Origin of the sequence: Clostridium magnum DSM 2767 (genome assembly GCF_001623875.1) — a bacterium.
Taxonomy (GTDB): Bacteria; Bacillota; Clostridia; order Clostridiales; family Clostridiaceae; genus Clostridium_AM; species Clostridium_AM magnum.
Map to the genome: position 1 here is coordinate 254,654 of NZ_LWAE01000003.1, position 12,767 is coordinate 267,420.

The 12,767-nt window shown below is 30.1% G+C and carries 11 protein-coding genes, 1 tRNA gene and 3 pseudogenes; 2 read left to right on the top strand and 13 right to left on the bottom strand.

From position 1 onward, the window contains the following. Positions 1 to 137 precede the first annotated feature (137 nt). The 8 genes and pseudogenes from CLMAG_RS14590 to CLMAG_RS34735 form a co-directional block, all read right to left on the bottom strand. Positions 138 to 1,157, bottom strand: a complete 1,020-nt coding sequence (locus CLMAG_RS14590; RefSeq protein WP_066623822.1) for a sensor histidine kinase — start codon at positions 1,155 to 1,157, stop codon at positions 138 to 140. Further along, a complete protein-coding gene (locus CLMAG_RS14595) occupies positions 1,154 to 1,825 on the bottom strand; it encodes a response regulator transcription factor (RefSeq protein ID WP_066623825.1) in 672 nt (223 codons plus the stop codon). Before CLMAG_RS14595 ends, CLMAG_RS14590 begins: the two co-directional genes overlap by 4 nt. A 75-nt stretch (positions 1,826 to 1,900) precedes the next feature. Further along, positions 1,901 to 3,883 (bottom strand): FtsX-like permease family protein, encoded by a 1,983-nt coding sequence (locus CLMAG_RS14600; protein WP_066623827.1) that lies wholly within the window; start codon positions 3,881 to 3,883, stop codon positions 1,901 to 1,903. Further along, positions 3,873 to 4,640 (bottom strand): ABC transporter ATP-binding protein, encoded by a 768-nt coding sequence (locus CLMAG_RS14605; protein ID WP_066623829.1) that lies wholly within the window; start codon positions 4,638 to 4,640, stop codon positions 3,873 to 3,875. Before CLMAG_RS14605 ends, CLMAG_RS14600 begins: the two co-directional genes overlap by 11 nt. Before the next feature lie 164 nt (positions 4,641 to 4,804). Further along, positions 4,805 to 5,011 (bottom strand): annotated as a pseudogene (locus CLMAG_RS14610) (AAA family ATPase); the annotation flags it as partial. Positions 5,012 to 5,580: 569 nt separating this feature from the next. After that, positions 5,581 to 6,045, bottom strand: coding sequence for a hypothetical protein (locus tag CLMAG_RS14615; RefSeq protein ID WP_066623834.1), 465 nt, complete (start codon positions 6,043 to 6,045; stop codon positions 5,581 to 5,583). 48 nt (positions 6,046 to 6,093) lie between these two features. Next, positions 6,094 to 6,167, bottom strand: a tRNA-OTHER gene (locus CLMAG_RS14620). Positions 6,168 to 6,734: 567 nt separating this feature from the next. Further along, positions 6,735 to 7,100: pseudogene (locus CLMAG_RS34735) on the bottom strand (cell wall-binding repeat-containing protein); the annotation flags it as partial. A gap of 39 nt (positions 7,101 to 7,139) precedes the next feature. On the opposite strand from CLMAG_RS34735, the gene CLMAG_RS34990 reads away from it, so the two are divergent. After that, positions 7,140 to 7,301 (top strand): hypothetical protein, encoded by a 162-nt coding sequence (locus tag CLMAG_RS34990; protein WP_423231080.1) that lies wholly within the window; start codon positions 7,140 to 7,142, stop codon positions 7,299 to 7,301. Between the two features lie 310 nt (positions 7,302 to 7,611). Here the strand turns inward: CLMAG_RS34990 and CLMAG_RS14630 are convergent, their stop codons facing one another. Next, entirely contained in the window at positions 7,612 to 7,947 is a 336-nt protein-coding gene (locus tag CLMAG_RS14630) for a cupin domain-containing protein (RefSeq protein ID WP_066623845.1), read from the bottom strand. Between the two features lie 159 nt (positions 7,948 to 8,106). On the opposite strand from CLMAG_RS14630, the gene CLMAG_RS14635 reads away from it, so the two are divergent. Beyond that, entirely contained in the window at positions 8,107 to 8,721 is a 615-nt protein-coding gene (locus CLMAG_RS14635; protein WP_066623848.1) for a class I SAM-dependent methyltransferase, read from the top strand. 117 nt (positions 8,722 to 8,838) lie between these two features. Here the strand turns inward: CLMAG_RS14635 and CLMAG_RS14640 are convergent, their stop codons facing one another. From CLMAG_RS14640 to CLMAG_RS14650, 4 genes and pseudogenes are all read right to left on the bottom strand, one after another. After that, a complete protein-coding gene (locus tag CLMAG_RS14640; RefSeq protein WP_066623850.1) occupies positions 8,839 to 10,782 on the bottom strand; it encodes an ABC transporter permease in 1,944 nt (647 codons plus the stop codon). Next, positions 10,775 to 11,542 (bottom strand): ABC transporter ATP-binding protein, encoded by a 768-nt coding sequence (locus tag CLMAG_RS14645; protein WP_066623852.1) that lies wholly within the window; start codon positions 11,540 to 11,542, stop codon positions 10,775 to 10,777. Before CLMAG_RS14645 ends, CLMAG_RS14640 begins: the two co-directional genes overlap by 8 nt. Before the next feature lie 117 nt (positions 11,543 to 11,659). Beyond that, a pseudogene (locus CLMAG_RS34740) lies at positions 11,660 to 11,824 on the bottom strand (winged helix-turn-helix domain-containing protein); the annotation flags it as partial. A gap of 117 nt (positions 11,825 to 11,941) precedes the next feature. Then, complete coding sequence (locus tag CLMAG_RS14650) at positions 11,942 to 12,526, bottom strand: cyclodeaminase/cyclohydrolase family protein (RefSeq protein ID WP_066623854.1); 585 nt, start codon at positions 12,524 to 12,526, stop codon at positions 11,942 to 11,944. Positions 12,527 to 12,767 lie beyond the last annotated feature (241 nt).

The following is a 12,767-nucleotide window of genomic DNA, read 5'->3' on the forward strand; positions in this document are numbered from 1 at the left end:
TCTTCTAATACTATAGTAAATCTTTTATTTATATCAAGGAAACTTAGCTAGAAAACAAAATGGGCAAACACAATCTGAATATACTTTAATCTTTAATGACATTAGAAACTCATCTCCTATAAATAATTAATATATCCTTAATCATCTGTAAAAGTTGCCATACATGACAAAGGAAATATTAATGTAACTTTAGTTCCTTTATTACCCTCAGAATCAATACTAATTTTCAATCCCAATTTTGAACAAAGCTTTTTACATAGATACAAACCCATTCCTGTACTTTTGCTAAATCTCCTTCCATTCTCACCAGTGAAGCCTTTTTCAAAGACTCTATTTATATCTTTCTCTATTATACCTACTCCATTATCCTCTATAATTAACATTACTGAATTAGCTTTCTTAACTGAACATATATTTATCATTGGCTCTTTATTACTTGAATATTTTATAGAGTTTCCGATTATCTGATTTATAATAAATTCAGTCCATTTTCCATCACTATATACAATTTCGTTAATATCTTTTATATCTAATTTTATTTTCTTATGAATAAAATCTCTATAACTTCTTTTCACAACATTTCTTACTACATTATCAAGATTAATTTGTTTTATAATATAGTCTTTATAAGCATTATTACTTCGAGAATAATAAAGCACCTGTTCTACAAATCCCTCAATTCTATCTATCTGGAAATCTATTTTATTAGTTACTTCATTTTGATTATTTGCAATTACTAGCTTTGCAGAAGCTATTGGTGTTTTAATTTCATGGACCCAAGTCTCTATGTATTCTCTATAATCTGACTGCATATCTTTATAATATTTCACATGCTCATGCATATCTCTGCTTGTTTCTTTAAGAATACAGTTTAGTTTTTCTCCCTGTATAAAGTTTCCTTCCTTTATCATCTCTGGAAGTAGATATTTCTTGTCCAATTTGTCTAATATGCTATTAATCTCATCATAATAATTTTTATATTTTATAAATTCTAAAGCCATATATGAAACCAATGGAAAAAGCCAGATACAAAAGACAAATACAATTATAATGAAGCTAACATTAATAGCAAGCATTATAGCTGCCAGTATAATAAACATTAACATATTGCATAGTATTATGGCAGTTTTATCTTTAATAAATTCCCCTATACTCATGGCATAATATACCCTAGCCCTCTTCGTGTTTCTATTGGGTTTTCTATCCCTATCTCTTCAAGCTTTTTTCTTAATCTATTAATATTAACAGTTAAAGTGCTGTCATCTACAAAATAATCTGCTTTCCACAAGTATTCCATAAGTGAATCTCTTTTTACTATATCCCCCTTATTATTTATTAAACATGAAAGTATCTTAACCTCATTTTTAGTTAACTCTAAGGACTTGTCTTTATAAATAACCGTTGCATTTGAAAGATTTAAATTAAAATCTCTGTAATTTAATATAGTAGTAGCTTTTAAGCTTCCATAGGTTCTTTTTAAAATATTTGTTATCCTGGCTAATAGTATTTCTGTATTATAAGGCTTGGTTATAAAATCATCTGCACCTAAATTCATACTCATTAATTCATCTACTTCGCTGTCTCTGCTTGTAACTATTATAATTGGAACCTCTGATGTTTTGCGTATTTCCCTGCATATATAATAACCATCATACAGCGGAAGATTAATGTCCAGTAATATAAGACTTGCATTCTCATTTGCAACATATTTTATTACGTTACTAAGATCTATAGGAGCTTTTACTTCATATCCATACTTTGTTAAAAAATTTTGTAATTCTTCTCTTATAACCTCATCATCTTCAATAATAATAATTTTCCTCATTATGTTCCCCCTGCCATAAATATAAGGCCATTAAACTTTGAAAAACAAAATTTAACAACCTTAATAATTATAAAACTAAATACTATTTTTTACTATATTTTTATATCCTGTATAGGTTGTATAGAAATACCCAGCATAGACTACAGCAAATATTAAAGCTGTTATTAAAGCTGAAAATCTAATATCTATTTGGCTATAATTACTTATCTCTTTATTAACTACTGCAACACCGATAACTGAATGAATTAATGCAAGCATCACTGGAAGACTAAAATATATCAAGGTTTGAAGAAAGATTGTTTTGTTTATCATTTTTTTGTTTGCACCAATTCTCTTTAAGGATTTATATCTTTCTATACTATCACTAGCTTCTGATAATTGTTGAAGAGCCAGTACTGCCATGCTGGTTATTAAAAATACTATACCTAAATATATTCCAACAAACAATATTGATGTTGTTGACCCCTTTTCATGAGAATAAATATCATCCTTTGAACAAGCATATATATGTGGAATATTTAAGCTTTTATACTTACCGTTAATAGAATTCTTGGTAATTTCCTCATACTTTTTATTGTTTTCCTCTCTATTTTTATCTGAATACATTATGTTAACTACTGATTTAAAAACTTTACAACCATGCAAAAACTCATCATTTATAACTATTGTGCAATAATTATCTGATCCTATAAAAGTATCCAGATTTCCCTCTATGGCCTTATTATTTTTAACAATGTATTCTTTTCCTTTAATATTAACTTTACTGCTATTTTTTAACTCTTCATTAATTGGCTTAACTAATTTATTATAATTCGATAAGATTAAAACCTCATCCTTGTTTAGATTTATTTCTTTTTCACCCTTTAACTTTAACATTTTATTATAATCGGATATTTTTACAAAGCTTGCCCCATAATGTTTTAATATGTTATCTCCGGTTCTAAATAAATCCTTTAGTTCTACCACTGACTCATATTCATTATAAGTTACATATTTTTCATTTTTACCTATTTTAAAATTAATTTTATTAAGTGCATCTTCTCTATTTTTGTCATCACCATATACTATCAAACTGGCATCAAAGGGCGTTATTTTTTCGAGCCCTACTTCATAATTTTTCTTAAGACTTATTCCTGTAGCTAATACAAGTATTGTAATAAACAACATTAAACATATTAATGACATTGATAGGAAATTTGTATTAACCTTGCTATTTATTTGTTTTACTACAAATATATTTAATCCTTTTAAATATACATTTTTATTATTATTTACTATATATAATATAACTCCAGATAAACTAAAGAAGAATAATACTGTACCCACTATGGAAAGGATTAGTGATGGCATAAACATAGGATTTCTTGTATCTATACCTATCTTTAGTATAGTTCCATATGCAAGCACTAGTGATGCTGCACTTAACAGAAAGGATGATAAATATATAACTGGACTTTTAAATTTCATATTTTCATTTTTTCTATCTGCAGCCAGTAAATCAATTATCTTGTATTTAGAAATAACAAATGCATTAAATATCATTACAAGCAAAAACATAATTCCAAAGTATAATATAGTCTTACCTATAGCACTTATTGAAACAGTGAACCTATATTCATTCATGGAAACATCAAATAACTTTAAGGTAAAAGCAGATAAAACCTGTGATGCTGCCATTCCTAATATAAGACCAGCAATTAAAGATATACCTCCCACTATAGAGGTCTCTGCTACTAAAATTCTAGATATTTTTCTTTTCCCCATACCTAAAGTCATATATATTCCTAATTCTTTTTTACGTTTCTTTATTAAAAAGTTATTTGCGTATAATATTAAACTACCTAATATTATTGATACAAATATTGACACACCAGACATAAGTTCAGTTATCTTAGATATGTACTTTGCATTTGAAGATTTCATATCAATAAGTGCCTTTTGTGAATCTATAGAGTTGAAGCTATAAAATATACAAACAGCCAGTATTAGTGTTAAGAAGTATATAGTATAATCCTTATAACTTTTCTTTATATTGCTCAAAGCTATCTTAGAATACATTGTTATCATCACCTCCAAGGAGAGTTATAACTTCTATAATTTTATTAAAGAATTCTTTTCTGGTGTCATTACCTCTTATGAGCTCGCTAAAGATTCTTCCATCTTTAATAAAAAGTATTCTATGAGCATAGCTTGCTGTAAAAGAATCGTGAGTAACCATAAGTATAGTGGTATTCAGATCTTTGTTTAGACTTTCAAGTCTTTCAAGCAATATTCTAGCAGATTTTGAATCCAGCGCCCCTGTTGGTTCATCCGCAAGCACTAAGGATGGATTAGTTACTATTGCTCTTGCTGAAGCAACTCTTTGCTTTTGTCCACCAGACATCTGATAAGGATATTTATTCAACACTTGTCCTATTTCTAAATATTCAGCTACTGATTTTATTTTTTCATCTATTTCTGAACTTTTCTCTCCTTTTATTGTTAATGCTAAAGCAATATTCTCATAAGCTGTAAGGGTGTCTAATAAGTTAAAGTCTTGAAATATAAAACCTAACTCATTTTGCCTAAACTTATCTAACTCTTTTGATTTTAACCTGGTAATATCACTATTATTTATCATTATCTTCCCGGTAGTAACATTATCAATAGTTGATATGCAGTTAAGTAGTGTAGTTTTACCACTTCCTGAGGGTCCCATTATTCCGACGAACTCTCCCTCATCTACTTTAAAACTGATATTGTCTATAGCCTTTGTAACATTATCTTTACTACCGTAATATTTTTCAATTTTTTCTACACTCAATATGTTTTTCATTTATAGCTCTCCCTTTTTTTGTTAAATTTACTTCATGTAATTTATTTTATAGGATTTTATTGGTATCATCAATTGAAGTGTATTTCATTAGTGTTACATTTTTGTTATGTTAGTGCAAATATAAGGAAAACCCTCGACTAATTAATTAGCCGAGGGTTTCATTTTTTTTCTGCTATAACATTTAATGCTGTTGATTTTGAACCATTTCCTCCATATAAAATGGTGGCTGGTTCAAAATCAATTCTTTCAAGTCCATGTTTTGATAGTATCTTAAATGGATAAAAGGAATCATAGCATGTTCTTTTTTCATCCATGATAAAATCTAATTCCATATTCTCATTGGGGAATGTAAAATAATTTAAATGAATCATTCTTTTCTCCTTTAATTGGTTATACCTATTCTAGTTTTCGCCCCAAAATATGGAATTAACTAACCCTAAGATAACACCCATTGACAAATACTCAAAGAGTGTTAAATTTTGTGGTTTGTACAATATAGTAATTCCCCCCAACTATCCCCATCATAATAGTCATAGTAATAGTATTTTTAATGAGGCATTGGAATGTTAGACTTGTGGCAAAAATTATCAAAAGAACAATAATCCCTATATTCACTGTTTATCTCCCATTAATATATTTATACTCTATATAGATATGTTTACTCTACTATAAAAACTATGACGTTTGACAAATGTGTAGTATAAATCCTCCACCGGGTGTCGAAGTCGCACATACTTGTCTGCATTTTTTTGATTTATTGTAATACCCTCTAATGCAGCTTGAGGGCATAAGCAAGTGTTCGTTTCCCTCACACAAAAGTACCTGGTTCCCCTCAGATTTTGTCATAATAATCTAACGTATTCTATCAAAATCTGACAGGAGCCAGGTACCTTTGTGGGGCTAAATGCCCCACTTGCTAATTGTCTTTCATATTAAAACTTTAAATGGCTTTCAATTGATTTTCTTGCATCTTCTCTAAATACGCACAAAAATCTTTAAAATCCTTTAACCAATGAATTCTTGCTAGTTCTCTTAAATCTATTACAATACCCGTACTTTTTTGTTTTATGAATTCCATATCATAAAGCTCGGTTTCTATAATTCCCTTCTTACAATCGTATCTACAGGGAATGTATTCATCCCAGTGATCTTCAAAATACTTAACTTTCGCAAAACATAAATGATTTATATGAAAAATCATTCCTAACGATGAGGATTTCATTGCAAATCTATTACTAAAATACTCTTGAACTGGATATTTATCCTGATGCCTTTCCCAATAAAATCGAGAATTAGAACGCAAGTTATACTTATCCAGAATCTCACATTTTTCCGAACCTAATTTCTCCCTTAAATATCTTTCCCTATCTTCTTGAGGTAAAGCTTTCAATATATCATAATTCAAAATATCAGCTCCTTACACATTGCACTAAGTTAATATATCTAATCATAATGGTGACTCCTAGGGGAATCGAACCCCTGGTTCCACCGTGAGAGGTGGCGTCTTAACCTCTTTACCAAGGAGCCTTAATGTAACTTTTATACTAATATCATAATAATATTTAATATTTTTGTCTAATAACTTATATGAATAGATTAAACCCCACTTATTTAAAAATTTTATTTGTAGTGTTAGTAGAATAAAAGTAAAGAGTTTTTCTTTCTTTGAGCAAGTAAAGGAGCTACTGCAAAATTTCATTTTGCAACAGCCCCAGGTTTAATGGACACGCTAATCTAGTATTTATTTATACTCTATTATTCCTTTGGATTAAAAATATGCACAACCAATTTATCACCACTGACAAATGTACGAACATATTCAGTTGTATGAACGGAATCAGGCATATCTAGCGCGTAGTCAATATAGATTAAACTGCTCCAAGCTGCATCTTGCCCTAGAATTATGCTCATTCCTCTATAAAATAAACTCTCTTCCTCTTCTCCCCAAGTCTTTACAGCAAGCTGCCAATATTCACCTTGATTTACTAGCCCAATAGTAATTCCATCTTTGTCATATAAAGCAGTTGTTTCTGAACTAAATACAAACCCTATTTTTTCAAACTCATTTCTAATAGCCGCTGAAGCGATCGTATCCACTCCGCTTACAATATTACTTGCTACTGCATCAGAAACCACTGCAGTTCCACCTAAAATTATCACATTATTATAATTTTCATGTTGAGCTTTTATTGAGGACATTACTGAAGGATTTACCCAAGTTCCTGCTAAAATCAAAGGAGAATTACTTAAAGCTGCTAAAGCGCTTCCACTTAAGGCATCTGGATAGTTCTCGCCAGAAGCTACATAAACTTTGTCGTAACTAAATTCGTTAGCAAACTGGTTTAATACAGCAGCATTTGTGCTATACCTGCTAGCCCCTCCAAGTCTTGTATTACCTTTTAGCTGTGATGCTATTTTATCGCTTACAACCCCACTTCCACCAACTATATAACTTTTACTATAAGAACTATTAGCAGTATAAACATATATAATGATTATATCTATTATACTGTTACTGAGTTTGGTGGAATACCTGAACAAACAGGTTTATTCAAAGTAAAGCTCGATGGCTCTGAGAATACAGGACTTACCGATCATGTTGCTAGATATTTATGGACCGTACCTGGTTGGGTATACTTTGATAGCAAAACAAATTATTAACAATTTGTTAACAGCCCCTGGGGTCCTTGGCGGACCTCAGGTACGCCTTGCTATAAGTAAAACAACCTTAACCCTTTGACTTAGAACAAATAAATAGAGTGCTAAAATCACTACAATTTTGCACTCAAAAGTTATTGTATTTTTCCTGTTTGCACGCCTAAAGTAAACCCGTTAATATAATATGAAGTCTTTTCTTGTTATTTTATTTTTTATATTCAACTAAAAGAGTAGTTCAGTTTTCAGCACTGAACTACATTAAGAAAAATATGGCACAAATTAGTAGACTAGTATATCTGTGTACCCAGATTGTTTAGTGTTTTATGACCGTTAAAAGCATTTTAAATCTTTCAATAGCTTCAAGTCCATGAGGCTTATCGTAAGGCAATACTATTGTTTCACCTTCTTTAATAGTAAAAACATCGCTACCTATCATAACTTCAGCTGTACCATCTAATATTTGAACTATAGCATGTCCAGAAGTCACATTGGTAGTCATACCTTCTCCTTTATCCAATGCAAAAATAGTAATATTAGTAGCAGCTGTTTGGACGATAGTCTTGATTATAATCTGACCTCTTTGATATGATATTAAATCTTTTAAATTGAGTACTTTTGAGAATTCTATATTTTCAATCAAGTTATCCATATCATTACCTCCTTGTATACGTAATATTATAATCTACATAATAGCATGAAGTAAATGTATATTAAACTTGAATTCTTACTTGCTCTATGCATTTCAAAATTATATACTTTAAATTAGTTATTTGAACTTACTAAAATTTAAAGCTAGAGGAGAACTTCAATGGACGAAAAATATTACGAAAAATTATTGAGTATCAAAACCTCAGGGAAACAAAAATCCACTAATGAATTGTGGCACTACAACATATATGAACCAACATCCTATTCTGCATTAGAATTATTATCTAAGCAATATAATTTTACTTCTAAAGATAGTGTAATTGATTTTGGATGTGGTAAAGGAAGATTTAACTTTTATATAAATCACTTTTTTGACTCCACTGTTACAGGTATAGAAATGAGTGCCTTTTTCTACAAAGAAGCTATGGATAATAAAAAAGATTATTTTAAAAAACATAAAAGAAAAAATGACAAAATTAATTTCTTAAATTGTTTTGCAGAAGAATATAAGATAAATCCATTAGATAATAAATTCTACTTCTTTAACCCTTTTTCTGTAGAAATATTTATGAAGGTTGTAAGAAACATTTTAAATTCTGTGGAAGAACATGAAAGAACTGTAGATATTATATTATACTATTCATTCGAAGATTATATATACTTTCTAGATAACAATACACCCTTTATACTTGTAAAGGAAATAAAAGTACCTTATTTGTATGATAAAACTCCTCATAATAGTTTTTTAATATACAGACTAGACTATAAAAAATAACTAACTGTAGGTAGCTATTTAAGCTACCTACAGTTAATTATTAAATTTATAAGCCATCTAATATCAATTTTCTTACTTTTTGATATGGCCTTAATCATTCTTAAAATTGCTGAAAATTTATTCAACAATTTTATAATATACTCTTGCAGTTAGAGAAAATACAACTGCATAAATTACTGCGAAAACAAGGATTGTTATTAAAGTACAAAGCATAAATAAAGATACATTTTTCAAATTTAGAACGGCAAGTAGCTTTGTAATCATTGGAAATGCAAAAGCAATATGGATTACTGTAAAAACAAGAGGTAGAAAAAACACCATTAATACTTGGCTTCTGATCGTTTTCTTTATTTCTTTTTTGCTCATTCCTACCTTTTGCATGATCTCAAAACGTTCCTTATCATCATACCCTTCTGAGATCTGCTTATAGTAAATAATCAGCATTGTTGCCATTAAAAATAATGTACCTAAAAATATACCTAAAAAGAACAATCCACCATATGCCATAAAGAAATCTTCTTTACTACCTGCAGCACTATCCATATGGACTTCTATCTTATTTTCCATAAATTTTTCATTCAAATCCTTAGATAGTGCTAAAATGTCCTTGTCTGTTCCTTGAACATCAAATCCAATTGTATATTCTTTATGTCCTTTTTTTCCTATAGCATCTATATTATTTACAAACAGTACATAGGAATCTACTATATCCTGCATCTGATCTTCCATTCCTGCTACAGGTTTATCTAATACTTCTTTAATCTTAAAGGTTTTGTTATCAATGGTAATGTTATTCCTATCATAATTCTTTACTTTTGAAAAAATGATTGCTTCGTCATCAGCAAGGGTAATATTCTTTCCTTCTAATCTGTTATAATCCGAAATAGGCATAAGCACTATCATTGAGATATTTGAACTATAACCAGATTCATTGGCCAATAAAAATCTACCATCTTTTTTTGTAGTTGCAAAACTATTATTCCAATAGTTAAGTTTGTCCTTTATACCTATTTTACTATTTTTTGTTTCAACCTCTAAAATCTCATCTAGCTTTTGTGCCTGGCTTTTACTAATTTGTGAAGCACTTATTATTAAATTTCTTGGAAATCGAGTTCTCAGAACATCTTCCATTCCTACATATAAAGAAACTGTAGTGGAAAGCATCACAAGTACTGCGGTACTTAAGATACAGATATTCGCAAGTCCCACTGCATTCTGCTTCATTCTATACAACATACCGGAGATGGCAATAAAATGGTTTGTTTTGTAGTAAAACCTTTTATGCTTTCTAAGAAGCTTCAACACAGCAATACTTCCTGCTGTAAAAATGGTATAGGTTCCTATCATAACTAAAATAACTGCAACGAAAAACAAATTTAGAGCAGAAAGTGGTGATTGTACCTTCAATGCTATTCCATATCCAGCACCAAGAGTTATAACTCCTATAATAGTCATAATCCATTTAGTTTTTGGCTCTTTTTCTCCTTGCTCCGTCCCTTTTAAAAGTTCAATAGGCTTTAGTATTCTAATTTGAACTAAGTTTGATAACAATGTTACAAAAAAAATACCTATAAAAACAATTAAAGTTATTATTATAGATGGCACTGAAATAGAAAAACCAAAGGCCACTTTAAAGCTAAGTATCTTTAAAAGCAAAAGAAACATAAGTTTATTAAGAATAATCCCGCCAATGAGTCCCGCTGTTAGGCTGACAAAGGAAGTAAAAATACTTTCAAAAAACATCACCTTAGCAATATGCTTTTTTTCAAGACCTAACACATTATACAGTCCAATTTCTTTTTTACGCCTTTTCATTAAAAAGCTATTTGTGTAAAAAAGAAATATGGCTGAAAAAATTCCTATTACGATTGTTCCCAAACGGAGAATGATTTTTAGACTTTCAGATCCACTTGCACCATCCAACCCCTTATTTATTGAAATAGCATGCATCATATAAAACATCATAATGGTACATATACAGGTAACTATAAATGGAAAATAGGTCTTACTATTCTTCTCAATATTTATTACTGCTAACCTTGGGTAAAATAGTTTACTCATTTACTCCACCTCCAGTGGCAATAACCGTAAGTGTGTTTGAGATTTTTTCAAACATCTCCTCATTGGACATTGAACCTCTATAAAGCTGGTGGAATATCTCTCCATCCTTAATAAAAAGCACTCTTCCTGCGCGGCTTGCTGCCTTAGTACTATGGGTAACCATAAGAATCGTTTGCCCATCCTTATTAATTTCCGAAAACAGTTTTAAAAGTTGATCTGTGGCTTTGGAATCAAGTGCTCCTGTTGGCTCATCAGCTAAAATAAGCTGCGGTGCCGTAATCAATGCTCTGGCAACAGCCGCCCTTTGCTTTTGCCCACCGGATACCTCATAAGGAAACTTTGTCAATATATCTTGTATACCTAACTTCCCGGTAATAGGTATTAATCTCTTTTCCATCTCCTCATAGGACTTTCTAGATAAAACAAGAGGTAAAAATATATTATCCTTTAGAGAGAACGTATCAAGCAAATTGAAATCTTGAAATACAAAACCCAAATTGTCTCTGCGAAATGCAGTAATTTCACTTTCTTTCATTGCTACAATATTCTCACCTTGCAGTAAAACCTCACCACTGGTGGGTTTATCTAAAGATGCCAGGATATTAAGTAGTGTGGTTTTCCCTGAACCCGATTCTCCCATAATGGCTACATACTCACCTTTTTCCACTGAAAATGTTACATTACTTAATGCTTGAACTTGATTTCCACCAAATCTTGTTGCATATATTTTTTTCAAATTATTCACTTCTAGTAATTTCATGTTTTTTCCTCCTCGTCTCACTTTGACTATACTATGATTATAAGAAAAAAAGAAATGCCTAGCCATAGCTTTGGCTTACATTTCCTCTTTTAACCTTACAACTCTGTAATATTAGACTCACTCAATCATAGTTTTTATAGAAGAAAGGCTAATGCCAATTTTTGAAAGCTTTTTTCTGAGACTAGTAACATTAACAGTTAAAGTATTATCATCTATATAGCTATCACTTTCCCACAATCTTACCATAATAACATCTCGGGAGATTACTTTACCAATATTCTTAAATTATGGTCTAACAAAAATTTTTAATTCAATAAAAGATAAGAATACTGTGATAAAAAAATTCAACCCTACATCAAAATATTACCTAAAATTAATACATAATAAGTATGTTATTTATCACATTTCCAATTCTGCCTCTAATTCATCAATTTTCTTTGAAATATTAGTTTGAAAATCCTGATCATGGACAAAGACAAGGTTTGATTTTATAAGAAAAATTGATGAACGGACTGCAGATTCTGCCAAAATATAAGCTTGCTTTACATCTGATGCTGATGTTTCACATCCATGTTTATCGACAAACCTTATAATATTAATTAACTCTACAATATTATTAGCCATACTTAGAGGTATCTCTATAGCTGTTTTAAAATTTTTTTGTAATTCCTCTTGTTTAATTTCTTTTTCAATCTCTGTGTCTGCCTTCATTAAATAGGAATCTATTACTTTCTTAAAGGCTTTTGTATCATTATCAATATCATTAAGAAAAATCTCTCTATAGGAAGAACATTCCTCAGCTATTTCTTTCATTTTATCTGAAATATCCTGATATTTAGGTTTTTTTAAGGTAAGGTTAGCAGCCATTTCAGTTAATGCTGCTGCAGAAGCTGCGCTCAAGGCGGCTATACTTCCTGCTGCTGGAGTTAATGGTTTAGAAGCTATATTCTCTAGGAAAGAATTGATTGATTTATCACTTAGCATTTAATCACCCACTTTTATAAACTAACATTAAGAACCAAATATTATATTTTCTAAAACTAGTATACCCATAGAAAAAATTTTTTTAAACCACTTTTGCAATTTTTACAAAAGTGGTGATTTTCTATTATAGTTATAATGCTGCTAGTCCTGTTTTCTTTGATATCATCTCTTCTGAAAGTATATCCATTAATCCAACCTTTATCGAAAATATTCCAAGCAGCATACCTATTTACAAAATTAC

Coding starts and splice junctions, on each gene's coding strand:
- CLMAG_RS14590 (WP_066623822.1), bottom strand. CDS start 1,157: ATGAGTATAGGGGAATTTATTAAAGATAAAACTGCCATAATACTATGC.
- CLMAG_RS14595 (WP_066623825.1), bottom strand. CDS start 1,825: ATGAGGAAAATTATTATTATTGAAGATGATGAGGTTATAAGAGAAGAA.
- CLMAG_RS14600 (WP_066623827.1), bottom strand. CDS start 3,883: ATGTATTCTAAGATAGCTTTGAGCAATATAAAGAAAAGTTATAAGGAT.
- CLMAG_RS14605 (WP_066623829.1), bottom strand. CDS start 4,640: ATGAAAAACATATTGAGTGTAGAAAAAATTGAAAAATATTACGGTAGT.
- CLMAG_RS14630 (WP_066623845.1), bottom strand. CDS start 7,947: ATGGATAACTTGATTGAAAATATAGAATTCTCAAAAGTACTCAATTTA.
- CLMAG_RS14635 (WP_066623848.1), top strand. CDS start 8,107: ATGGACGAAAAATATTACGAAAAATTATTGAGTATCAAAACCTCAGGG.
- CLMAG_RS14640 (WP_066623850.1), bottom strand. CDS start 10,782: ATGAGTAAACTATTTTACCCAAGGTTAGCAGTAATAAATATTGAGAAG.
- CLMAG_RS14645 (WP_066623852.1), bottom strand. CDS start 11,542: ATGAAATTACTAGAAGTGAATAATTTGAAAAAAATATATGCAACAAGA.
- CLMAG_RS14650 (WP_066623854.1), bottom strand. CDS start 12,526: ATGCTAAGTGATAAATCAATCAATTCTTTCCTAGAGAATATAGCTTCT.